The organism is Leclercia barmai, from assembly GCF_049312895.1.
Lineage (GTDB): Bacteria > Pseudomonadota > Gammaproteobacteria > Enterobacterales > Enterobacteriaceae > Enterobacter > Enterobacter barmai.
On the sequence record NZ_JBMNWZ010000002.1, the window covers coordinates 610,970 to 634,689 of the forward strand.

The window sequence follows — 23,720 nt, forward strand, 5'->3', positions numbered from 1 at the left end:
GACTGAAAGGAGCACATTGGTAACAAAACCGCGCTAACTCTCCGAATTATTAACGGAATAATTTTCCCCTGACGGGCGCTTTACAGCTCCGCCGGTCGTTTCAGCAGGTAGACCAGCGTTATCAGGCAGATCATCGCTCCGGCATAGAAGGTGTATTCCGCGCCCCACGTTTCCCAGATGATCCCCGCCCCCAGGCTGGCAATCAGCAATGCCACGCCGCTCACCATGCTGAACAGGCCAAACGCGGTACCGCGCAGGTCGGCGGGTGCCGTTTTGGCGATCATCGCGGTCAGCAGTCCCTGGGTCATCCCCATATGGATCCCCCACAGCGCCACGCCGACGATAATCCCCACCCAGTGGGTGCTCAGCGCCAGCACGATATCGGCGGCGATCAACACCGCCAGGCCCCACATCAGCAGGCGGGTGTGGCTCATGGCATCGGAGAGTTTGCCGAACGGATAGGCCGAAAACGCGTACAGCAGGTTCATGGCGACCATCACCAGCGGGATTAATGCCAGCGGAATATCGGCCTGCTGGGCGCGCAGCACCAGAAAGGCCTCGCTGAACCGGGCCAGAGTGAAAACTGCGCCAAGGCCAATCACCCACCAGCAGCTGGCGCCGAGGCGCTTCAGATTCTCTTTTTTAATCGGGTTGGTACGTTTGTGAGCGACAGGGGTGGCGGGCTCATGCAGGCCGACAAAGAGCAGCAAGACGGCTAAAACACCGGGAATCACGGCAATCCAGAAGATCGTGCGAAAATCGTCGTTCCACAGCAGCATCATGCCGACGGCCAGCAGCGGCCCCAGAAAGGCGCCGATGGTATCCATCGACTGGCGCAGTCCGTATGCTGCCCCGCGTAGTTCGGGCGGCGTGACGTCGGCGACCAGCGCGTCGCGGGGTGCGCCGCGGATCCCCTTCCCTACCCTGTCAATCAGGCGCGCGCCGAGGATCATCCCAGATGAGGAGGCGATAGCAAACAGCGGCTTGCTGGCGGCACCCAGCCCGTAACCCAGCAGCGCCAGCCCTTTACGTTTTCCGAGATAGTCGCTGATAGCGCCGGAAAAGACCTTGATGATAAGCGCGGTAGCTTCCGCCAGCCCTTCAATCAGGCCAATGAAGATCACGCTGGCGCCCAGGGTGGTCACCATAAAGAGCGGCAGTAAGCTATGGATAATTTCCGATGAAATATCCATCAACATGCTGACGCCGCCAACCACCCAGACCCCTTTTGGGATCCGGCTCAGCGTGGAAAACCGGGAGATCATGCTCAGTGCTTATCGCTGCCGCCGAGGAAAAATATCCCCAGCGGGATAGCCAGCAGGACGGTAAAGACCGTGCTGTAAACCAGCACCATCGCCGATTGCAGAACGTACATGCTGGTGGTCCACTCGGTCAGCGGAATGTTGTACTGCTCAACCACGCCAATGATGGTCACACGGCCCACCCCCATCACCGCGATCAGAAAAACCGTCAGCAGCGCCAGCAGAAATTTTTTCCCCGCCGGGGTGTTAAGTTTATTACGTACCATGCGTGTTTTCCTTCACAGATAGATAACAAAGATGCTGCTCACCCTACCACGATCGCCCCTCCGGCACCAATCCAGAATTTAAAACCAGATTAAAGGCTTTTTGTCAGTGATATAAACCAGATAAAAATAAAACTAAGGCAAAAAACACCTGTTGTGATAGGGTGATGGCCACCGTTTGACATAAAAAGGAATGACTGTGAAAAACGCATCCAAAAGCATCGTCGGCCTGCTGGCCCTCACCTGCGCCAGTGCATACGCCACGTCTGCCGACCAGCCGCTCAGCAAAACGGCCCCGTATCCTCAGGCGGAACAGGGTATGAAGCGCCAGGTTATTGACCTGCCAGAGCAGAAAGATGAAGCGAATTACAAGGTTGAACTGCTGATCGGCCAGACGCTGGAGGTGGACTGTAACGCGCATCGTCTCGGCGGTCAGTTAACCAGCAAGACGCTGGAAGGCTGGGGATATGACTATTACGTCTTCGATAAGGTCACCTCGCCGGTCTCCACCATGATGGCCTGCCCGGACGGCAAGAAGACCAGCAAATTTGTGACCGCCAGTCTGGGCGAGAATAGCCTGCTGCGCTACAACAGCAAGCTGCCGATTGTGGTCTATACGCCTGCAAACATCGAGGTGAAGTACCGCGTCTGGCGGGCTGACGAGAAAGTCGAAAACGCCGTCGCGCGTTAATAAAAAAGCCGGGTGATAACCCGGCTTTTTTACATCAGAGCGCGATATCCGCGACCGGTTTGCTTTCCGGCTGGGTCGTCGCCTGCGGCTGAGCCTGAGGCGCCGCATCCGGAGCCTGAGGTTTTTCATATTTCAGCTGCAGCACGCGGCTGGTGTACTCCAGCTCGTGCTCGGTGGCGTCGATATTGCCGTTCAGCGAGGTGCCGTAAGACGGAATGATGGTCTTCAGCTTCGCCTGCCATTCCGGGCTGGCGACTTTGTCTTTAAACACTTTTTCCATCAGGTGCAGCATGATCGGCGCTGCGGTGGAAGCGCCCGGCGATGCGCCCAGCAGCGCGGCCACGGAGCCCTCTTTATCGCTTACCACTTCGGTGCCCAGACGCAGCACGCCGCCTTTTTCCTCATCACGCTTGATGATCTGCACGCGCTGGCCCGCCTGCCACAGACGCCAGTCCGCTTTCTTCGCGTCCGGGTAGTACTCTTTCAGCGCCTCAAAGCGATCGTCATCGGAGAGCAGCACCTGGCTAATCAGGTATTTCACCAGATCGAAGTTATCCAGACCCACATCAACCATCGGCCCGACGTTCGAGGTGGTGGTGGAGCTGAGCAGATCCCACAGCGAGCCGTTCTTCAGGAATTTGGTCGAGAAGGTGGCGAACGGCCCGAACAGCACCACGCGCTTACCGTCAAGAATACGGGTATCGATATGCGGCACCGACATCGGCGGCGCGCCCACGGAGGCCTGACCGTAAACTTTCGCCAAATGGCGATTCACCACCTCGGGGTTTTCTGACACCAGGAACTGCCCGCCAACCGGGAAGCCCGCATAGTTTTCCGCTTCCGGAATACCGGTCTCCTGCAGCAGCTTCAGCGCCGCGCCGCCGGCACCGATAAAGACAAACTTCGCCTTGATGACGTGTTCTTCTTCATTGTGCGCCAGATCGGCAACGGTCACGCTCCAGGAGTTGTCGGCGTTACGCTTAAAGCCGCGCACTTCGGTATTCAGCGACAGGTTAAAGTTCTCTTTTTTCTGCAGAGAGCCCACCAGCTGACGGGTGATTTCGCCGTAGTTTACGTCGGTACCGATTTCCGTACGGGTAGCGGCCACTTTCTGGTTCGGGTCGCGTCCTTCCATGACCAGCGGTGCCCACTCTTTGATCTGAGCGTGATCTTCAGAGTACTTCATGCCGCGGAACAGCGAGCTCTGCTGCAGGGCAGCATAACGCCCACGCAGGAAGTTAACGTTGTCGTCGCCCCAGACGAAGCTCATGTGCGGCACGGTGTTAATAAAGCTGTGCGGATCGTGCAGCACGCCGCTGTTCACCTGGTGAGACCAGAACTGACGGGAGATCTGGAACGCTTCGTTGATCTCCACGGCTTTCTCAATGCTGATGGAGCCGTCTTTCTTCTGCGGGGTGTAGTTCAGCTCCATTAACGCGGAGTGACCGGTACCGGCGTTGTTCCAGCCGTTGGAGCTCTCCTGCGCCACGCCATCCAGGCGTTCAACCATGGTCATGGACCAGTCCGGCTGAAGCTCCTGCAAATAGGTTCCGAGGGTGGCGCTCATGATCCCGCCGCCGATTAACAGAACGTCCGTTTCCTGCTCTTGCGATGCCTGAGCCTTCGCCGCCGTGGAGACAGCACTAAGGCTTGCCGCCGCAGCCAGCAGCAGGGCAGTCATTTTTTTCATAATTAATGCCTTCGTAATACGCGTTGTTCGCTATTTATGCAGATGAAGTCGAGTGCGGCGCCACGGTAGCAACATTTAAATATTGTTTAAAGGTTAAGAAATTATTGTAATTGTGAAATTTAATGGTGGAATGTTTGTATGGGAATGGCGTGTCCGGCTGGCAAAACGGTCATTTTGTGGCTACTATGCTGCACTTTGTGATCGCGCGCACGGAAGCCCGCCCAAACCTGCGAATCCTATGTCTCAATCTTTAATGCCCAATGAAAGTCGCGTAACCGCTGTGTTGCGCTCTCCAACGCTTTTTGTACGTGAAATACTGGCCGGTGTGATCACCGCTCTGGCGTTGATTCCGGAGGTGATCTCCTTCTCCGTGGTCGCGGGCGTCGACCCGAAAGTAAGTCTGTTCGCTTCGGTAGTTCTGTGTCTGGGGCTGTCGGTAATGGGCGGTCGCCCGGCAATGGTAACCGCCGCTGCGGGTTCCGTGGCGCTGGTGATCGGGCCGATGGTTCATCAGCATGGCGCGCAGTATATTCTGCCGGCGGTGCTGCTGGCGGGCCTGATCCAGATCCTGTTCGGGGCGCTGGGAATGGCGCGGCTGATGCGCTTTATCCCGCAGGCGGTAATGACCGGGTTTGTTAACGCTCTGGGGATTTTGATTTTCTTCGCTCAGGTACCGCATTTCTGGAGCAGAAGCCCGCTGATTGTCGGCCTGTTTGTGCTTACGCTGCTGATTGTGCTCTGGGCCCCCCGCTACATTAAAAGTATTCCTTCCCCGCTGATTGCCATCGTGGTGCTGACGATTTACACCGTGACCAGCGGCCAGCTGCTGCCGACCGTCGGCGACGAAGGCTCCATTGGCGGCGGCCTGCCGGGGATCACCCAGATGCTGGTGCCGCTGAATCTGCACACCCTGAGCATTATCTGGCCCTGCGCCCTGAGTATTGCTTTTGTCGGCCTGATGGAATCACTCCTGACCGCCAAGCTGGTGGATGAGCTGACGGCCACCCCGTCCAGCAAGCGCCGCGAGAGCATGGGGCTTGGCGTGGCGAATATCATGGCGGGCTTCTTCGGTGGGATCGCCGGTTGCGCGATGATCGGTCAGACTATCGTTAACGTCGAAATGGGCAAAGGACGTAGCCGCGTCTCGACCTTTGCCGCCGGGCTGGTGCTGCTGTTGCTGGTGACCGCCCTGAGCGAAGTGATGGCTAAAATTCCGATGGCGGTGCTGGCGGGGATCATGGCGATTGTCGCCATCAAGACCTTTAACTGGCAGAGCATTCGCCCTGCCACGGTGAAAGGCGCGCCGGTTGCGGAAACCCTGGTGATGCTGGTGACCGTCGGGGCCACCGTTTCAACCGGCAATCTGGCGATTGGCGTAGTGGGCGGGATTATCATGATGGCGATCCTCCCTGCCCGCCTGCGTCGCCATAGCGCCGCTACAGTAGAAACAGCGTCGCCAGCCCAAGAAAAATAAAGAAGCCGCCGGTATCGGTGATGGCGGTGATCATCACGCTCGACCCCACTGCGGGGTCGCGCCCGAGGCGGGTCATTACCATCGGGATGATTACCCCCATCAGCGCCGCCACCAGCAGGTTCAGCACCATCGCCAGGGTCATCACCCCGCCCAGCGCCATATCGTCATACAGCCACCAGGTCACACCCCCCATAATCCCGCCCCACACCAGGCCGTTGATCAGCGCCACGCCCAGTTCGCGCAGGATCAGGAAGGTAAAGTTGCCCGGCTGAATATGCTGCAGCGCCAGGGCGCGCACGATCATGGTGATGGTCTGGTTACCGGTGTTGCCGCCAATCCCTGCCACGATAGGCATCAGCGAGGCCAGCGCCACCAGCTGGGAGATGGTGTGTTCAAACCCGTCGATCACCCGCGAGGCGATAAACGCGGTACAGAGGTTGATCGCCAGCCACGCCCAGCGGGTTTTCACCGCCTTGCTCACCGGGGCGTACACATCCTCTTCGGCGCTCAATCCCCCGAGGGCGCGCATGTCGTTGTCGGTCTCTTTATAGACCACGTCGACGATCTCATCGATGGTCAGACGCCCCATCAGCTTACCCACCGAGTCCACCACCCCGGCGCTGAGCAGGTTGTCACGCTCAAAGGTGCGGGCAGCCTTTTCGGCGTCGTCTTCCGGGGAGAAGAGCATCGGCTCCGTTTCCATCACCTCGCTGACGCGGGTCTGAGCGCTGTTCAGCAGGATGGTCTGCAGCTCAAGCTCGCCGAGCAGGCTTTTATCCCGCGCGGTAACAAACAGCTTGTCGGTGTTTTTCGGCATTTTGCCCAGCCGCCGCAGGTAGCGCTGGACGGTGCCCAGGGTCACGTCCGGTCGCACGGTGATCACGCTGAACTCCATGATCGCGCCGACGCGGTCCTGCTCATAGTGCATGACCTGATGAACGCGGGCGCGGTCCTGAGGCGGCAGCGAGGCCAGCAGTCGTCCGGTCAGGTTTCGCGGCAGATGCTGGACCAGGTAGAGCTGGTCGTCGATGTCCAGCGTGCGGACCGCGTCGAGAATGGCGTGGTCGCTCATCTCATCGATCAGATCGTCCCAGACGTTTTCTGAGGCCTCCAGCAGTACCTGCCCGCGCTCGTGATCCTCGACCAGCCGCCACAGGGCGTGGCGCTCTTCCGAGGGCAGCGCTTCAAGGGTGTCGGCGAGATCGGGCGGCGGCAAATGTGCCACCAGCGCCCCTACCTCAGCAATATCGTCGGCTAACGTCCCGACATCATATTGCTCAGCCAGGGTCAGTTTGCCCAGCAGGGTTGAAGTGAGCGCTTTGTCGGTGGTCATCAGCCAGATCAGGCGCGCACGCTCTTCATCGCGCAGCCGTGCGCTATTTTTCGTTAATCCAGACATCAATTATCAATCCATTAAATGAGTTGGCATTAAGCATAGCGTGGGCTTGTGTAAATATTAATAAACGGATGAGAGGAGAGGATAAAAAAGCAGCAGGCGGAGAAAACAGACCCGGCGGCAGAGCGCCACCGGGCAGGCGGGTTATGCGGTACGGGCTACCGCATCACGCGACGCGGCATCACGTTCGGCACCGGTCAGTTCCGTCAGCTGGCCGCTGCGCATCTCAAGCAGGCGGTCGGCATGGATAAAGTAGTGATCGTCATGGCTGATGGCAAAGATGGTTTTGCCCATCTGCTGCATCAGCGGGAGCAGCACCTGATAAAACTCGCGGCGGAAATGCGGGTCCTGATCCGCCGCCCACTCATCCAGCAGAATGATGTCGCGCTCTTCCGCCAGGGCCAGCAGCAGGGCTACGCGCTTCTTCTGCCCTTTCGACAGCTTAAGGTTGAGGATCTTGCCATCCTGCAGCTCCAGCTTGTGCGACATTTGCAGGTGCGCCAGCCATTTTTCCACCAGCGCCGGATCGGCCTGCCTGCCTTCCGGGCCCAGCAGCTGATCGAACAGCCAGACGTCGGTAAACACCGCGGAGAACAGCTTGCGGTAATCTTCCGGTTTTTCGGCGCTCAGCGGTTTACCGTCCAGCAGGATCTCCCCCGACTGGGGCTGGTACAGCCCGGTCAGGAGCATCGCCAGGGTTGATTTGCCGCTGCCGTTGCCGCCAATCAGGAACAGCAGTTCGCCGCGGTTAAGGGTTAAGTTCACCGGCCCGACGGAGAAGTCGTTGTCCTGGTACTTAAACGTCACGTTGCGCAGCTCCAGCGTCTGCCAGTTCGGGAATGCCTGCGGGCGTGGGAACTCCGCTTTGTACGGCGCAAGCGCAAACTTGCGCAGCTTGTTAAAGGCCACCTGGGCGCTGAGCAGGGTCGGCAGCGCGCCGACCGCAGAAAGCAGCGGCGTGCGCAGGAACAGCAGCGTCAGCGAGTAGGTGGCGGCGACGTTGGTGTCTGCCCAGCCGAGGCTGTTGGCCATCCAGAAGACCAGACCAATCGCCCCCAGCATCATGATATTTGACCAGTTAACCGCGCTCAGGTGGAAGGTATCGGCCCGCACGATGTGGTGGCGATATTCACGGGCATCCGGGATATAGAGGTTATTGAAGATGTGCTCGGCGCGCTCGCGGTTGAGGGTCAGCTCTTTGCGCCCTTCCAGCACCGTCTGATAGTCGTTATAGAGCTTGTCTTCGGTTTCGCGCAGTACCGCCATGTGCTTGTAGACGCGTGACACCAGCAGGTAGCCGCCCCAGATGGTGATCGCAATCCACAGGGCGGTGATCGCCAGCATTTTGGTGGAGAGCCAGGCCAGATAAGCCGCCGATCCGAAGGTCAGAATGATCCCCTGCACCAGTTCCGGCAGACGCACAAAGGCGATGGTGATCGAGCGAACGTCGCTGGTTAACCCGGCCAGCAGCGAGGCGCTGCCCAGCTGCTCTACACGTTCAACCTGGGTATCCAGAATCCGCTTGATGAACTCGCTGCGCAGGCGGTAGACGAAGTGGTGACCCAGCGTCGTCAGCGCCAGCTGCGAGCCCAGCGTGACGGCCATCAGCAGAACCAGCAGACCGAGAAATTCCGGCAGCACCATCAGGGTGGTGTCGACGGTTTCAATTAAACGCAGGTTGATAAAGGCGATAAGCCCGATACCCAGCGCGGCGCTGAGCAGGCTTAATGCCATCACCGCGATAAACGGCCAGCGATATTGACGCCAGACCAGTAACAGGAGTTCCATGCAGAGCAATCCAGACAAGAAAAAACAGCCAGCAGTGTAAACTGCTCGCCGCTTACATCAAGAATAATTCTTATTTTTATTCGTTGTTCGCTGCCTGGCGGAAGGTGAGGTTGTAGCGATAGTCGCCGGTAAGCGGATGGGTCCCCGGCTTAAGCGGCTGAATGCCATGGTAAAACAGTCTCGATGGCCCACCCCAGACCACCACGTCGCCATGCTCCAGCAGCAGGCGTTTAAGCGGATCGTTGCGGCGCAATCCGCCGAACTGGAATACGGCGGGCAGGCCCAGCGATACCGAGACAATCGGCGCCCGCAGGTCCGCTTCATCTTTATCCTGATGAAGAGAGAGCTTTGCCCCGACGGCGTAGCGGTTGATAAGGCAGGCATCCGGCTGAAACTCGGGATAGCCCGCCGCGCAGGCGGCATCATGGCACAGAGTGGCAAACGCCTCCGGCATCGGCGGCCAGGGGGCCGCGGTGAGCGGGTCGAGCGGAGAATAGAGGTAGCCCCGCTGATTGGTGGTCCAGCCCAGCCCGCCGCAGTTGGTCATCGCCACCGACATGGTGTATCCCCCAGGGGTGACCATCTGGCGAAACGGCGAGACGCCTGCCACCTGGTCGATGGCCTGCATTAACGCAGGCCCGCCAGCCCGGGCGAAGCGGCGCAGGATCACCGCCCCGGGTGCCAGCGGCTCCTGCCAGGGTTGTTCATCGGCAAAAAGATCGAGCATCACACCTCCTCTTTTTTGGCTTCACGACGCAGTAACGCCGCTTTGCGGGCCGTGCCCCAGCGGTAGCCCGAGAGCCCGCCGTCGCTGCGTACCACCCGATGGCAGGGAATAACGATTGCCAGTTTGTTGGCGGCACAGGCCCGGGCCACCGCACGCACCGCGCCGGGATGCCCGATGGCGTTGGCCACCTGCTGATAGCTTGCCGTCTCTCCGTCTGGAATGGCGCGCAGGGCCTGCCAGACCTGGCGCTGAAAGGCGGTGCCGCGAATATCCAGCGGCAGCGTGAGCGCGACGGCGTGGTTATCAATGCTGGCGATCACCCGGGCGACGCGCGAGGCAAAGGCGGCATCGGCCTGCTCCCTGTGGGCGTGAGGAAACATCGTCTCCAGCTCGGCAATCAGGGCGCTGTCGTCATCGCCGGGCAAAATCGCGCAGACGCCCCGCCCGCTTTCCGCCACCAGGCAGCGCCCCAGCGCGCAGTCACTCAGGGCGTAACGCACGGTGGTCTCTTCCCCGCCGCTGCGGTACTGCTTCGCGGTCATCCCCAGTGTGGCATCGGCGTTGCGATAGTAGCTGCTGCTGTCGGGGAATCCCGCCGCCAGCACGGAGTCGGTAATGCTCTCGCCCTGCCCCAGGGCATCGCGGAGTCTTTTTGCCCGGGCAGCCTGCTGCCAGCCTTTCGGCGTCATGCCGGTCGAGGATTTAAACAGACGATGAAGATGATACGGGCTCATCGCCACCTGCTGCGCCAGCATCTCCAGGGTCAGGGGCTCTTCCTGCTCCAGTAACCGGCAGGCTTTTTCGATGGTGGCGACGCGCTGCGCCTGCGGATCCTCTTGATCCGGGCGGCAGCGCTTACAGGGGCGAAAACCCGCCTGTTCAGCGTGGCGGGCATCGGGATAAAAGCGGACGTTTTCGCGCAGGGCATGGCGCGCCCGGCAGGACGGGCGGCAGAAGATACCGGTGGTCTGTACGGCAAAAACGAACTGACCGTCGGCATGACAATCGCGGGCCAGCACCGCCAGCCAGCGTTGGTCATCATTATTCAGGTTTGGCTTTTTCATGATCGGCTCCTTCTTTAAGCATACTCATAGCCTGCCTGAGCGCCAGCCGACAAAAACCCGCAACCTTGCTTTTTAATTCGCCCCGTTAACGAGGAAACTGGCGAACTGCGGGGACATCCAGGTTTTAAAGCCCTCGCCTTCACGGGTGATCATATAGACCGCCAGACCTTGCTGCCGCACGATCTCTTTGGCTTTTTCCGCCCCCAGCACCATCAGACCGGTATCCCAGGCATCGGCTTCGAGAGCCGTCGGGGCGATCACCGTCACCGACACCAGACTATGGGTAATCGGACTGCCAGTCTGGGGATCGATCACGTGGGAAATACGCTTGCCGTCCAGTTCATAGTAGTTGCGGTAGCTGCCGGAGGTGCTGATGCCGTGGCCGTTGATATCGACAATGGCCTGCACAGCATTCTCCCTGTCGGTCGGCTTCTGGATCGCCACGCGCCAGGGCTTATCACTCGCATTCATGCCCCGGCTGACCAGCGCCCCGCCCACGGAGACCAGATAGCGGGAGATCCCCTCTTCGGCCATCAGCTGCGCCAGGTGATCGGCAGCATAGCCCTCACCCACCGTGGAGAGATCGACAAACAGATCGGGAATGTCTTTTTGCAGATACTGCTGGCCGGACTGATTAATCACCGACAGATGCTCTAGCCCCGTTTGCGCGCGGGCATCGTCAATTTGCGCCTGGTCGGGTATTTGTACCGGCTGCTTGTTCGGGCCAAAGCCCCACAGGTTAACCAGAGGGCCGACGGTAATATCCATCGCGCCGTTGGTTTTGTAGCCCACCCGCAGCGATTCGGTGACTATATCCGCCATCGCTTCGCTCACCGGCCAGGGTGAAGTGCTCTTCGACTGGTTAAAGCGCATCAGCGCCGAGTCGTTCTTATAGGTGGACATCAGCTGGTCATCGCCATCCAGCTGAGACTGGATCTTGCCGCGCAGCTCTTCTGCCCGGGCAGCGGAGAGATCGATGGCGCTGACGCGCCAGAAGGTGCCCATCGTTTTCCCTTCCAGTACCGTCGCGGCGGCGGTTTCGCTCTTTACCGGCGGTGTTGGGGCATCACATGCTGACAGCATAAACAGGGTCGCCAGAAAGCCGACACGCAGAAAAGTAATTTCCATTCGTTATTATCCTCAAGCCTGAGACCGGCAAGAGTACACCAAAAAGCAGGCTTTGTAAGGGCCTGACAGCAAAACCAAAAAAAGGGGCCAGTTGGCCCCTTTCGCAATACGACGTAAGACTTAGAACTGGTAAACCAGACCCAGCGCTACGATGTCATCGGTGCTGATGCCAGCGCGGTCGGTGAACGCGTTGTCATCCAGCAGGTTGATTTTGTAATCAACGTAGGTGGACATGTTTTTGTTGAAGTAGTAAGTCGCACCAACATCAACATATTTCAGCAGATCCTGGTCGCCGTTACCTTCGATGTCCTTACCTTTGGACTGCAGGTAAGCCACGGATGGACGCAGACCGAAGTCGAACTGGTACTGTGCAACCACTTCGAAGTTCTGCGCTTTGTTAGCAAAGCCGTAAACTGCGTTAGGGGCATCGCTCTGAGAGTTACCGAAACGGGTCGCGTTGTAGGTCTGGGAGTACTGCGCTGCCAGGTAGATGTTGTTCGCATCGTATTTCAGGCCGCCGCTGTAAACTTCAGCGTGGTCGCCACGGCCATAAACGCCTGGACCGTTCTGGTCTGCGGTACGTTTAGAAGAAGACGCTGCCGCACCCACGCTGAAGCCTTCGCCCAGATCGTAGGTCAGGGAGCCGCCGAAGCCGTCACCGTTCTGTTTCAGCAGGCTACGGCCACCGACGTTCTCGCCGCTGACGCTGCCGTTTTTACCCTGGTACTGCAGAGCAAAGTTCAGGCCATCAACCAGACCGAAGAAGTCCTGGTTACGGTAGGTAGCAACGCCGTTACCACGGGATTGCATGAAGTTGTCGGAACCGTAGGTGTCGCCGCCGAATTCTGGCAGAACGTCGGTCCAGGAGGTTACGTCGTAGATCACGCCGTAGTTACGACCGTAGTCGAAAGAACCTGCTTCAGCGAATTTCAGACCTGCGAAGGCCACACGAGTCCAGGACTGGTTGCTGCTGCTTTCTGTGTCATTAGCCTGAACGTTGTATTCCCACTGACCGTAACCAGTGATCTGATCGTTAACCTGAGTTTCGCCTTTGAAGCCGATACGCATGTAGGTCTGGTCGCCGTCAGCGCCTTCGTCATCAGAGAAATAGTGCAGACCGTCTACTTTACCGTAGAGATCTAATTTGTTGCCGTCTTTGTTGTAAATTTCAGCCGCATTCGCTGCTCCTGCTACCAGCAGTGCTGGCACCAGGAGGGACAGTACTTTAACTTTCATTATTTTAACCCTCTGTTATATGTCTTTTATTACCACTGCTTACTGATTAACCCTCTTAACCAGTCGGCAAGTTCATTCTCCGCAAAAATACAGAATAATCCAACAAGAATATGATACGAAAACTTTTAAGATGTTTCATATTGCCGTATAGATGTTTCAATTTGTAAATATGAGGGAACTTTTTTGCCGCACAATAAGTTAAAAAATAAAGCACCAATAATCAAAAAGTTAAAATAAACAATTAAATTCAACAACTTACAGAAAAATAAATTATAGCACTGATTGACAAAACAAAAATCCCGGCGGCTACTAAAATATCTCTCGCTATCATCATTAACTTTATTTATTACCGTCATTCAAATTTGAATGTCTGTTTATCCAGAATTGAACCGAATGCAATGCATTCGGTTTTTTTTTACTCATCTTTACGCAAATTCAAATAATTTGTGCTACCCACCTGAAACTATAACGACTATTAATTAAATCCTCGCGTACTATTTTTAGCCTCAGAAATTGAATGGTTGATTTAATTTCTTGTTTATTCGTGCTATTTTTTCGCGAAATTGTCAATTATTTGTACAATATTGATCCGAACGTACAGATTTAACGCGGTTCGTTTGTTTTGCGCAACGCGTCGAAAAAGTCAGCATATGCGAGAGAGTGAGGCTGGAAATTCGATTATTACGCTTTATACTGCCCTACTCGCCTGCAGCGCAGCCATAACGGATTAAACACATCAATGAGTCAGTCTGATATCACAACCGCGAACAAGTTCTCCCTGCTTCCGGGCAGCATTACGCGTTTCTTTCTTCTACTGATCGTTGTGCTGTTAGTGACCATGGGCGTGATGGTGCAGAGCGCCGTGAATACCTGGCTCAAAGACCGCAGCTACCAGATTGTCGATATCAGCCACGCGCTGCATAAACGCATCGACACCTGGCGCTATGCCACCTGGCAGATCTACGACAACATTGCGGCGACCCCAACCACCTCCTCTGCGGAAGGGCTTCAGGAGACGCGCCTGAAACAGGACGTCTACTATCTTGAGAAAACGCGACGCAAAACCGAGGCCCTGATCTTCGGTTCCCACGACAGCGCCACGCTGGAGATGACCCAGCGGATGTCAACTTACCTGGATACGCTGTGGGGCGCGGAGACGGTTCCCTGGTCGATGTACTATCTCAACGGTCAGGACAACAGCATGATCCTGATCTCCACCCTGCCGCTTAAGGATCTCTCTTCCGGGTTTAAAGAGTCTACGGTGGGTAACATTGTCGATTCCCGCCGCGCGGAGATGCTGCAGCAGGCTAACGCCCTGGACGAGCGCGAAAGTTTCTCCTCCCTGCGCCGGCTGGCCTGGCAAAACGGCCACTATTTTACCCTGCGCACCACCTTCAATCAGCCAGGCCATCTGGCGACGGTGGTGGCCTTCGATCTGCCGATCAACGATCTGATCCCACCGGATATGCCGCTCGACAGCTTCCGTCTGGAACAGGACAACACGGTACAAAACCTGCGCGCACCGACGGACAAAGAGAGCCCGGACAGCGTCTCTATCTCCTTTAATGGTTCGAAAATCGAGATTGCTTCAACCCTGAACACCACCGGCATGCGCCTGGTCTGGCAGGTGCCTTTCGGTACCCTTCTGCTTGATACCCTGCAAAATATTCTGTTGCCGCTGCTGCTTAATATCGGTCTGCTGGCGTTGGCGCTGTTCGGTTACAGCACCTTCCGCTCGCAGCCGGGTCGCCAGAGCGATGTCCCCGTTGCGTCCGGCACCAGCAACGAGCTGCGCGTCCTGCGCGCGCTGAATGAAGAGATAGTCTCCGTGCTGCCGCTCGGCCTGCTGGTGCACGATCAGGAAGCCAACCGGACGGTGATCAGTAACAAAATTGCCGACCACCTGCTGCCGCACCTGAATCTGCAGAACATCACCAGCATGGCGGATCAGCACCAGGGGGTGATTCAGGCCACCATTAATAACGAACTGTACGAAATCCGTCAGTTCCGCAGCCAGGTGGCGTCGCGCACGCAGATTTTCATTATTCGCGATCAGGATCGCGAGGTGCTGGTCAATAAAAAGCTCAAGCAGGCGCAAAGGCTGTACGAGAAAAACCAGCAGGGCCGCGCGGCGTTTATGCAGAATATCGGCGAGGCGTTCAAGCTGCCGCTGAAGGCGCTGGCCAGCGAAGCCGCCCATTTATCCAGCCCGGAGAGCCTGCAGCTGTCTTCTCATGCCGACACGCTGGTGCGGCTGGTGGATGAGATCCAGCTGGCCAACATGCTGGAAAATGACACCTGGAAGGGCAATGCGTCGCTGTTCTCGATTCAGGATCTGATCGATGAAGTGGTGCCGGAAGTGCTGCCGGTGATCAAGCGCAAAGGGCTGCAGCTGCTGATTAACAACCCGCTGCGCGCGAATGATGAACGTCATGGCGACCGTGACGCCCTGCGCCGCATTCTGCTGATGCTGATCCAGTACGCGGTCACCACCACCCAGATCGGCAAGATTACTCTCGAAGTGAGCAGCGATGAGTCGGCCGACGACCGCCTTACCTTCCGTATCCTGGATACCGGCGAGGGGGTCACGGCCAGTGAAATCGACAATCTGCACTTCCCTTTCCTCAACGAGACCCAGGGCGACAACTATGGCAAAGCCAACGCCCTCACCTTCTGGCTCTGCGATCAGCTGGCGCGCAAGCTGGGCGGCCATCTGAATATCAAAGCGCGTGAATCTCTGGGCACCCGCTACTCTCTGCACGTGAAAATGCCAGCCACGCCGCAGGAAGCAGAGGAAGATGAACGCCTGCTGGATGACGTGGTGATCATGGTAGACGTGACCTCAAACGAGATCCGCAATATCGTGGTTCGTCAGCTGGAAAACTGGGGCGCAAGCTGTATTTCCCCGGACGAAAGGCTGGCAAGTCAAGAATATGATCTCTTTTTAACGGATAATCCGTCTAATCTTACTGCCTCGGGCTTGCTTTTAAGCGATGATGAGCCAGGCGTGCGAAAAATTGGCCCCGGCCAGGTGCGCGTCAACTTTAATATGAGCAATGCTATGCAGGAAGCTGTACTACAACTAATAGAAGAGCAGCTGTCGCAGGAAACGATCCCGGAATCCCCACTGGGCGGCAACGGAAATGCTGAACTTCATGCCAGCGGATATTATTCGCTCTTTGTAGACACAGTACCAGATGATGTTAAGAGGTTGTATACTGAGTCGGCCGCGAACGACTTCGCGGCGCTGGCTCAAACAGCACACCGGCTCAAAGGGGTGTTTGCCATGCTTAATCTGGTTCCAGGCAAGCAATTATGTGAAACGCTGGAACATCTTATTCGTGAGAAAGATGCCGCCAGCATAGAAAAATACATCAGCGACATTGACGCCTACGTCAAAAGCTTGCTGTAGCAAGGTAGCCCTATACATGAACAATATGAACGTAATTATTGCCGATGACCATCCGATTGTACTGTTCGGTATTCGCAAATCACTTGAACAGATCGAGTGGGTGAATGTAGTCGGTGAATTTGAAGACTCCACAGCACTGATTAATAACCTGCCTAAGCTTGATGCGCACGTGCTCATCACCGACCTTTCCATGCCTGGAGATAAGTACGGTGACGGGATTACGCTGATCAAATACATCAAGCGCCATTTCCCAAGCATTTCGATTATCGTGCTGACCATGAACAATAACCCGGCGATTTTAAGTGCCGTTCTGGATCTCGATATTGAAGGGATTGTCCTGAAACAGGGCGCACCAACCGATCTGCCTAAGGCGCTTGCCGCGCTGCAGAAAGGGAAGAAATTCACCCCGGAAAGCGTCTCTCGCCTGCTGGAAAAAATCAGCGCTGGCGGTTACGGCGACAAACGCCTGTCGCCAAAAGAGAGCGAAGTATTGCGTCTGTTTGCCGAAGGTTTCCTGGTAACCGAAATCGCCAAGAAGCTGAACCGCAGCATCAAGACCATCAGTAGCCAGAAAAAATCTGCAATGATGAAGCTGGGCGTTGAGAACGATATCGCCCTGCTGAACTACCTCTCTTCCGTCACGCTGAGTCCTGCGGATAAAGAGTAATCGGTGAAATGCCGGGTGGCGCTTCGCTTACCCGGCCTACAATGCCCGTAGGCCCGCGCAAGCGAAGCGCCGCCGGGCAAAAAAAGCCCATAAATGGGCTTTTTTTTATCCTCGCGTTTTTCTCACCCGCTCGGCATACACAGATAGCGTCTGTTTCAGCACGTCCAGCGTTACCGGCTTGGACAGACAGCTGTCCATTCCCGATTCCAGACAACGCTGCTTCTCCTCTGCCAGCGCATTGGCGGTGACGCCCACCACCGGCAGCGTCAGGCCGAGCTGGCGGATGCGCTGGGTCAAACGATAGCCGTCCATGTTCGGCATGTTTACGTCGCTCAGGACGATGTCGATATGGTTTTTGCTCAGCACGTTCAGGGCATCCACGCCGTCATTGGCGGTTTTACACTGATAGCCCAGCGAGCCCAGCTGGTCGGCCAGCAGACGGCGGTTAATCGGATGGTCATCCACCACGAGGATCATCATGTCCTCATTCAGGGACTGCTCCGACTCTGGCGACGGCAGCGATGTGCTACCGCCTGCGCTGTCCATCTCAACACGGTAGATGCGCGCCAGCAGGGCAATCAGCTCATGCGGCGCTGCCACGCTGTTCACCCACTCGCCGTCGGCACGCTCCAGGGCGATACCGATATGGCGACGGCAGAAGATCACCGCGGCTTTGCCCTGCCACGGCTGCGTCAGCTCATCGTCAGTCAGGAGCATATCGTCCGCGTCCGGGGTTTGCCCGGTGTAGCGCGCCACCCGGATGCCGTGCGACGTCAGCAGTGACTCAAGATAGGCATGCAGCGAGGCGTTATTAACCGCCAGCCAGCAGCGTTTATCGCTTAATCCCTCAATCGGCATGTTAGCCGGAGACTGTGCGGCATAGAGCGGAATACGGATAGTGAACTGGCTGCCCATGCCCGGCTCGGTATCCACCGAGATATCGCCGTCCATCATGCTGATCAGTTTTTCACAGATCGCCAGCCCCAGCCCGGTGCCCTGGAAGTTGCGCTGAACGCCGGTTCCCACCTGGAAGAAGGGATCGAAAAGCTTAACCACCTCTTTCGCCGGGATGCCCACCCCGGTGTCACGCACGCGGATGCTCAGGTAGTCCCCTGCCCGGCTGACGTGCATCACAATGCAGCCCATATCGGTAAACTTGATGGCGTTGCTGAGCAGGTTGGAGATCACCTGCTGCAGGCGCATCGGATCGCCCTCAAGCGATAGCGGCACGTCCGGCTCGATAAAGCAGTACAGCCCCAGCTGTTTACGCACCACCAGCGGCAGATAGTTGGCGCTGATATGGTTCATCACTTCGCGCGGCGAGAATTCGCGCGGCTCGATTTTCAGCTGCTCGGATTCAATTTTAGAGAAGTCGAGAATATCGCTGATGATTTTCAGCAGCAGGCTGGAGGAGTTATTCATCGCCGTCACCAGACGGTCGACGCCGCGCGGCAGCTCTTTGGTCTGCAGCAGATCGAGGTTACCGATAATCCCGTACAGCGGGGTACGCAGTTCATGGCTGACGGTGGCAAGGAACATTGATTTCGACTGGCTGGCCTGTTCAGCGGACTGGGCCATATCCTGCAGCGACTCTTCCATTTTGACGCGCGCGGAGACATCCACCAGCACGCAGATAGCCACGTTCTCATTGCGGTAGCGCGAGTGGACAAAGCTAATCTGCAGATTGGTGTTGTTGCTGGTCAGCACGTCGACGAAGTTGACCTGCTGTCCGCAGATGATCTGCGTCAGCCGCTGCCGGTCCTCATGGGTGAGCATATTCAGGTAGTTATGCGCCAGCTCGTTACTGAGGATATTGGTCCCGTCGAGGGTGCGCAGAATACAGATCCCCACCGGCGCCGAGGCGACAATTTTGCGGTTGAATTGCTCGTGCTCTTCAAGACGCTGGGCATCGACCTCCGCCGGGATAAAGATTTTGCGCTCATACATGCGCGCAAGGGTAAAGAGCGCAATCCCCACCAGCACGTTCAGCAGTACCGAATTGAGGATCAGCATGCGAATTCGCTCCAGCACCATATCTACCGGCACGGAGTAAACGATGCTCAGGGACGAAGGCGGCAGGCTTTTTTTCAGTACAAGGTCACGAAAACCGGCGCTGTAACCAAACCATGAGCGCTCCTGCATCCAGCGCGGATCGACCTTCAGTCGGGATTCCGGCCCGGCCAGCGAAATCAGGGTGTGGCCATTTTCATCGAGAATGGTAACGCCCATCGGCAGGTTGCCCGGGGTGAAAAAGTTCTCCATTCGGATAGACTGCTCAATGCCGAGCATCGCCTGCAGGCGATTGCCGAGATAGACCGGCGTCAGAGCATAGAAGTAGCCTACCCCTGAACGCGGGCCCTGGCTTATCCAGAAGAGGTTATTGCCGCGCTCGTCCTGCGGCGCGTTACGGTATTTGACAATCCGCTCATGCAGGGTCTTCAGGGCGCTGTCGCGGTCCACCGGCACTTCGCGCAGACCAAAATCGGCCATGCAGAGGTTTTCGCTGCCAATCAGAAAGACCCGGTTAAGGTCGTAGGCTGCCGAGAAGTTATCGCGCCAGTAGCGCATAAACCAGGCCAGCGACTCCAGCGAACCCCGCCATGCGGAGCCCATCGCCGAGCAGTCAGAGTCGGGGAACAGAGGTTCAAAGTTGGGGACATCCGCTTTACTGTCGCGTCCGCGCATAGCCAGAACGCCGTTTTCCGCCGTCAGACGGTTCTCGGCGATGTACTTGAGCTCCTTCATGACGTCCGACGTTCGCTGAATATAGCGCTGGGACTGATCGAAGCTGAGACTAAACTCCTGGCGGATCTCCGCCTCCTTCTGGTGCAGCGCATTGACGATGTAAAACACCGAAAACAGTGCGATCAGCACCCAAATCAGGAGCGCCAGCGCCCGAAAAAGATAGCGAGAAACTTTCAGCGTGGTTCGAAAGGAGACGAGGTATTTCAAGGGGGCGAGGCTCCGCCGTCAGGATCACAAGGAATGGGTTAAGGTAGCGGTAAATCGCCGCCGTCGCAACGTTCGGTTGTCTGCAATTCAGGGCCGCAGCAAAAGAAAAGGGCCGGAAACCGGCCCTTTATCGTCAGGAGAGATTACTCTTCGGCATCATCTGCCGCATCATCGTCGGTTTCCGCTTCCGGTGCGATTTCATCGTCACCTTCTGCCACGCTACCGTCGATAGAGTCGAGCTCTTCATCATCTACTGGCTCAGCGACACGCTGCAGACCCACCACGTTTTCATCTTCCGCAGTACGGATGAGGATCACGCCCTGGGTGTTACGCCCGACTACGCTGATTTCCGATACGCGGGTACGCACCAGCGTACCGGCATCGGTGATCATCATGATCTGGTCGGCATCGTCGACCTGTACCGCGCCAACAACGGAACCGTTGCGCTCGGTGACTTTGATCGAGATAACGCCCTGGGTGCCACGGGACTTGGTTGGGTATTCGTCCTGCGCGGTACGTTTACCGTAACCGTTCTGGGTGACGGTGAGGATTGCGCCTTCGCCACGTGGAACGATCAGGGAGACCACGCTGTCTTCACCCGCCAGCTTGATGCCGCGAACGCCGGTCGCCGTACGACCCATCGCGCGCACCGCGTTCTCTTTAAAGCGCACCACTTTACCGGCGGCAGAGAACAGCATCACTTCGTCAGAGCCTGAAGTCAGATCCACACCAATCAGTTCATCGCCTTCGTTCAGGTTGACGGCAATAATGCCGGCAGAACGTGGGCGGCTGAACTCGGTCAGGGCAGTTTTCTTCACCGTACCGCTGGCGGTCGCCATAAAGACGTTTACGCCTTCAGCGTACTCGCGAACCGGCAGGATCGCGGTGATGCGTTCGTTTTGCTCCAGCGGCAGCAGGTTGACGATTGGACGTCCACGCGCGCCACGGCTCGCTTCCGGCAGCTGATAGACCTTCATCCAGTACAGACGGCCCCGGCTGGAGAAGCAGAGGATGGTGTCGTGGGTGTTGGCCACCAGCAGGCGGTCGATAAAGTCTTCTTCTTTAATACGTGCCGCCGATTTGCCCTTCCCGCCACGACGCTGTGCTTCGTAGTCGGTTAACGGCTGGTACTTCACGTAGCCCTGGTGAGACAGGGTCACAACAACGTCTTCCTGGTTGATCAGGTCTTCGATGTTGATATCCGCAGAGTTAGCGGTGATTTCAGTGCGACGCTCATCGCCGAACTGATCGCGGACCAGCTCCAGCTCTTCGCGGATAACTTCCATCAGGCGATCGGCGCTGCCCAGAATGTGCAGCAGTTCAGCGATCTGCTCCAGCAGCTCTTTATACTCGTCGAGCAGTTTTTCGTGCTCAAGGCCGGTCAGTTTCTGCAGACGCAGATCCAGAATCGCCTGTGCCTGCTGTTCGGTCAGCCAGTATTTGCCATCGCGAATACCGTACTGCGGCTCGAGCCACTCAGGACGCGCGGCATCGTCACCGGCACGTTCCAGCATGGAGGAGACGTTGCCCAGATCCCACGGTTTGGCGATCAGGCCCGCTTTCGCTTCGGCAGGCGTTGGCGCACGACGGATCAGTTCGATGATCGGGTCGATGTTCGCCAGCGCGACGGCCAGCGCTTCGAGGATGTGTGCACGATCGCGGGCTTTACGCAGTTCGAAAATGGTACGACGGGTCACCACTTCACGGCGGTGACGCACGAACGCGCTCAGAATGTCTTTCAGGTTCATGATCTTCGGCTGACCATGGTGCAGTGCCACCATGTTGATACCGAAGGAGACCTGAAGCTGAGTCAGGGAGTAGAGGTTGTTCAGAACCACTTCCCCTACCGCGTCGCGTTTGATTTCAATCACGATACGCATGCCGTCTTTATCAGACTCATCACGCAGCGCGCTGATACCTTCAATACGTTTCTCTTTAACCAGCTCGGCAATCTTCTCGATCAGGCGCGCTTTGTTCACCTGATACGGAATTTCGTGGACGATAATGGTCTCACGGCCAGTTTTGGCATCCGCTTCAACTTCGGCGCGGGCACGAATATAGATCTTGCCGCGACCGGTACGGTACGCTTCTTCGATACCGCGACGGCCATTGATAATCGCTGCAGTCGGGAAGTCCGGGCCCGGGATGTGTTCCATCAGCCCTTCAATGCTGATGTCTTCATCGTCGATATAGGCCAGGCAGCCGTTGATCACTTCAGTGATGTTGTGCGGCGGAATGTTGGTCGCCATACCTACGGCGATACCGGACGAACCGTTTACCAGCAGGTTAGGGATCTTCGTCGGCATAACGTCAGGAATTTTTTCCGTGCCGTCATAGTTGTCGACAAAATCTACCGTCTCTTTTTCCAGATCGGCCATCAGCTCATGGGCAATCTTCGCCAGGCGGATTTCCGTATAACGCATTGCCGCAGCGGAGTCGCCGTCGATAGAACCGAAGTTACCCTGACCATCAACCAGCATGTAACGCAGCGAGAATGGCTGCGCCATACGGACGATGGTGTCGTACACCGCGGAATCACCATGAGGATGGTATTTACCGATTACGTCACCAACGACACGGGCAGATTTTTTGTACGCTTTATTCCAGTCATTGCCCAATACGTTCATGGCGTATAGTACGCGACGGTGTACCGGCTTAAGTCCATCGCGGACATCCGGCAGCGCTCGGCCAACAATGACCGACATCGCATAATCCAGATAGGAGCTCTTCAGCTCTTCCTCGATGTTAACCGGTGTAATTTCTCTCGCAAGGTCGCTCATCTAACCGCTATCCCTCTACTGTATCCCGGATTCAAAGGTCGGAAATTATAACACACCCGCTTAGGTTTAAACTAATTTGCTTTGTTATCCTGATATACTTCCTCGTCTTTAAATTACGGAGTAAAAGCGTCCATGAATGCGGAAAAATCCCCGGTGGCTCAAAACGTCGACCACGAAGAGATCGCCAAATTTGAAGCCGTGGCCTCACGCTGGTGGGATCTTGAAGGTGAGTTCAAACCGTTGCACCGCATTAACCCCCTGCGCCTGGGCTATATCGCGGAGCGTTCCGGCGGTCTGTTCGGTAAAAAGGTGCTCGATGTGGGCTGCGGCGGCGGCATCCTGGCCGAGAGCATGGCGCGCGAAGGCGCCACGGTAACCGGGCTGGATATGGGCTTTGAGCCGCTGCAGGTGGCACGTCTGCACGCGCTGGAAAGCGGTATTCAGGTGGAGTACGTGCAGGAAACGGTGGAAGCCCACGCGGCGGAGCACGCCCAGCAGTATGACGTCGTCACCTGCATGGAAATGCTGGAGCACGTTCCCGACCCGCAATCGGTGGTAAAAGCCTGTGCGGCGCTGGTAAAACCGGGCGGCCAGGTGTTCTTCTCCACCATCAACCGCAACGGCAAGGCGTGGCTGATGGCGGTAGTCGGCGCAGAGTATGTGCTGCGGATGGTGCCAAAAGGCACTCACGACGTGAAAAAATTCATCAAGCCAGCGGAACTGCTGAGCTGGGTCGACGGCACCTGGCTGAAAGAGCAGCACATGACCGGCCTGCACTACAATCCGCTCACCGACAAGTTCAAACTGGCACCCGGCGTGGATGTTAACTATATGTTGCACACAACCGCCAAAAACGACTAACGTCATTCAGATTTCTTATAAAGATTGCGCAGCAAAGGTTGCGCAATCTTGACCATGCGTTGAAGAAATCAGCACTCGATCAAATTTTCGTTTTTTTTTGCTGAATATTGACATCTCGTCCAGGCCTTATGGTTCGTGGACTTAGCCTTTATCACGCTTTGGCAACCTGAATTTAACCTCAAAATCAACTCTTGTGCTGAAAAGAATCCTTACTAGAATACTCACCATCTAGCGTTATCCTTATCGTAAAACCCCTATATATAGTATTTATCCACAGAGGCCTGTGGATAAGCAGGGGATATTTTCATTTTTCACGGACAGGTAAAAAC

15 protein-coding genes and 1 pseudogene are annotated in these 23,720 nt (G+C 56.7%); 5 read left to right on the top strand and 11 right to left on the bottom strand.

The window, feature by feature from the left end:
- Positions 1 to 80 precede the first annotated feature (80 nt).
- On the bottom strand, positions 81 to 1,265 hold the full coding sequence (locus tag ACOYA6_RS11250) for an MFS transporter (protein WP_223073733.1): 1,185 nt from the start codon (positions 1,263 to 1,265) through the stop codon (positions 81 to 83).
- A gap of 2 nt (positions 1,266 to 1,267) precedes the next feature.
- Positions 1,268 to 1,528, bottom strand: coding sequence for a DUF2534 family protein (locus tag ACOYA6_RS11255; RefSeq protein WP_039031021.1), 261 nt, complete (start codon positions 1,526 to 1,528; stop codon positions 1,268 to 1,270).
- A gap of 196 nt (positions 1,529 to 1,724) precedes the next feature.
- On the opposite strand from ACOYA6_RS11255, the gene eco reads away from it, so the two are divergent.
- The gene (eco, locus tag ACOYA6_RS11260) at positions 1,725 to 2,216 is read left to right on the top strand and encodes a serine protease inhibitor ecotin (RefSeq protein ID WP_422654712.1); all 492 of its coding nucleotides are present in this window, start codon (positions 1,725 to 1,727) and stop codon (positions 2,214 to 2,216) included.
- A gap of 34 nt (positions 2,217 to 2,250) precedes the next feature.
- On the opposite strand, the gene mqo is transcribed toward eco, so the two are convergent.
- Complete coding sequence (gene mqo, locus ACOYA6_RS11265; protein ID WP_422654713.1) at positions 2,251 to 3,906, bottom strand: malate dehydrogenase (quinone); 1,656 nt, start codon at positions 3,904 to 3,906, stop codon at positions 2,251 to 2,253.
- 185 nt (positions 3,907 to 4,091) lie between these two features.
- On the opposite strand from mqo, the pseudogene ACOYA6_RS11270 reads away from it, so the two are divergent.
- Positions 4,092 to 5,380: pseudogene (locus tag ACOYA6_RS11270) on the top strand (SulP family inorganic anion transporter).
- Here the strand turns inward: ACOYA6_RS11270 and mgtE are convergent.
- The 6 genes from mgtE to ACOYA6_RS11300 form a co-directional block, all read right to left on the bottom strand.
- Positions 5,343 to 6,779, bottom strand: a complete 1,437-nt coding sequence (gene mgtE, locus ACOYA6_RS11275; protein ID WP_039031018.1) for a magnesium transporter — start codon at positions 6,777 to 6,779, stop codon at positions 5,343 to 5,345. The pseudogene ACOYA6_RS11270 and the gene mgtE sit on opposite strands and share 38 nt — an antisense overlap.
- A 141-nt stretch (positions 6,780 to 6,920) precedes the next feature.
- Positions 6,921 to 8,564, bottom strand: a complete 1,644-nt coding sequence (locus ACOYA6_RS11280) for a multidrug ABC transporter permease/ATP-binding protein (RefSeq protein ID WP_039031017.1) — start codon at positions 8,562 to 8,564, stop codon at positions 6,921 to 6,923.
- Between the two features lie 76 nt (positions 8,565 to 8,640).
- On the bottom strand, positions 8,641 to 9,291 hold the full coding sequence (gene alkB, locus ACOYA6_RS11285; protein ID WP_039031016.1) for a DNA oxidative demethylase AlkB: 651 nt from the start codon (positions 9,289 to 9,291) through the stop codon (positions 8,641 to 8,643).
- On the bottom strand, positions 9,291 to 10,355 hold the full coding sequence (ada, locus tag ACOYA6_RS11290) for a bifunctional DNA-binding transcriptional regulator/O6-methylguanine-DNA methyltransferase Ada (RefSeq protein WP_422654714.1): 1,065 nt from the start codon (positions 10,353 to 10,355) through the stop codon (positions 9,291 to 9,293). Before ada ends, alkB begins: the two co-directional genes overlap by 1 nt.
- A 72-nt stretch (positions 10,356 to 10,427) precedes the next feature.
- Positions 10,428 to 11,483 (bottom strand): FAD:protein FMN transferase ApbE, encoded by a 1,056-nt coding sequence (gene apbE / locus ACOYA6_RS11295; RefSeq protein ID WP_422654715.1) that lies wholly within the window; start codon positions 11,481 to 11,483, stop codon positions 10,428 to 10,430.
- Between the two features lie 120 nt (positions 11,484 to 11,603).
- Positions 11,604 to 12,719 (bottom strand): porin OmpC, encoded by a 1,116-nt coding sequence (locus ACOYA6_RS11300; RefSeq protein WP_138369882.1) that lies wholly within the window; start codon positions 12,717 to 12,719, stop codon positions 11,604 to 11,606.
- Positions 12,720 to 13,458: 739 nt separating this feature from the next.
- Here ACOYA6_RS11300 and rcsD point away from each other — a divergent pair.
- Both rcsD and rcsB read left to right on the top strand, forming a co-directional pair.
- On the top strand, positions 13,459 to 16,131 hold the full coding sequence (gene rcsD / locus ACOYA6_RS11305; protein WP_039031012.1) for a phosphotransferase RcsD: 2,673 nt from the start codon (positions 13,459 to 13,461) through the stop codon (positions 16,129 to 16,131).
- A gap of 16 nt (positions 16,132 to 16,147) precedes the next feature.
- Positions 16,148 to 16,798: a response regulator transcription factor RcsB gene (gene rcsB, locus ACOYA6_RS11310; RefSeq protein ID WP_032612710.1), complete on the top strand. Its 651-nt coding sequence runs from the start codon at positions 16,148 to 16,150 to the stop codon at positions 16,796 to 16,798.
- Between the two features lie 105 nt (positions 16,799 to 16,903).
- On the opposite strand, the gene rcsC is transcribed toward rcsB, so the two are convergent.
- Positions 16,904 to 19,750 (bottom strand): two-component system sensor histidine kinase RcsC, encoded by a 2,847-nt coding sequence (gene rcsC, locus ACOYA6_RS11315; RefSeq protein ID WP_422654716.1) that lies wholly within the window; start codon positions 19,748 to 19,750, stop codon positions 16,904 to 16,906.
- A 143-nt stretch (positions 19,751 to 19,893) separates the two neighbouring features.
- Positions 19,894 to 22,530, bottom strand: a complete 2,637-nt coding sequence (gene gyrA / locus ACOYA6_RS11320) for a DNA topoisomerase (ATP-hydrolyzing) subunit A (RefSeq protein WP_039031010.1) — start codon at positions 22,528 to 22,530, stop codon at positions 19,894 to 19,896.
- Positions 22,531 to 22,662: 132 nt separating this feature from the next.
- On the opposite strand from gyrA, the gene ubiG reads away from it, so the two are divergent.
- Positions 22,663 to 23,391, top strand: coding sequence for a bifunctional 2-polyprenyl-6-hydroxyphenol methylase/3-demethylubiquinol 3-O-methyltransferase UbiG (gene ubiG / locus ACOYA6_RS11325; protein WP_039031009.1), 729 nt, complete (start codon positions 22,663 to 22,665; stop codon positions 23,389 to 23,391).
- The last annotated feature ends 329 nt before the right edge of the window (positions 23,392 to 23,720 follow it).

Excerpts from the sequence above, each read along its gene's own strand:
- ACOYA6_RS11250 (WP_223073733.1), bottom strand. The coding sequence starts at position 1,265 with ATGATCTCCCGGTTTTCCACGCTGAGCCGGATCCCAAAAGGGGTCTGG.
- rcsD (WP_039031012.1), top strand. The coding sequence starts at position 13,459 with ATGAGTCAGTCTGATATCACAACCGCGAACAAGTTCTCCCTGCTTCCG.
- alkB (WP_039031016.1), bottom strand. The coding sequence starts at position 9,291 with ATGCTCGATCTTTTTGCCGATGAACAACCCTGGCAGGAGCCGCTGGCA.
- apbE (WP_422654715.1), bottom strand. The coding sequence starts at position 11,483 with ATGGAAATTACTTTTCTGCGTGTCGGCTTTCTGGCGACCCTGTTTATG.
- ada (WP_422654714.1), bottom strand. The coding sequence starts at position 10,355 with ATGAAAAAGCCAAACCTGAATAATGATGACCAACGCTGGCTGGCGGTG.
- ACOYA6_RS11300 (WP_138369882.1), bottom strand. The coding sequence starts at position 12,719 with ATGAAAGTTAAAGTACTGTCCCTCCTGGTGCCAGCACTGCTGGTAGCA.
- ACOYA6_RS11255 (WP_039031021.1), bottom strand. The coding sequence starts at position 1,528 with ATGGTACGTAATAAACTTAACACCCCGGCGGGGAAAAAATTTCTGCTG.
- ACOYA6_RS11280 (WP_039031017.1), bottom strand. The coding sequence starts at position 8,564 with ATGGAACTCCTGTTACTGGTCTGGCGTCAATATCGCTGGCCGTTTATC.
- rcsB (WP_032612710.1), top strand. The coding sequence starts at position 16,148 with ATGAACAATATGAACGTAATTATTGCCGATGACCATCCGATTGTACTG.
- mqo (WP_422654713.1), bottom strand. The coding sequence starts at position 3,906 with ATGAAAAAAATGACTGCCCTGCTGCTGGCTGCGGCGGCAAGCCTTAGT.
- mgtE (WP_039031018.1), bottom strand. The coding sequence starts at position 6,779 with ATGTCTGGATTAACGAAAAATAGCGCACGGCTGCGCGATGAAGAGCGT.
- gyrA (WP_039031010.1), bottom strand. The coding sequence starts at position 22,530 with ATGAGCGACCTTGCGAGAGAAATTACACCGGTTAACATCGAGGAAGAG.
- ubiG (WP_039031009.1), top strand. The coding sequence starts at position 22,663 with ATGAATGCGGAAAAATCCCCGGTGGCTCAAAACGTCGACCACGAAGAG.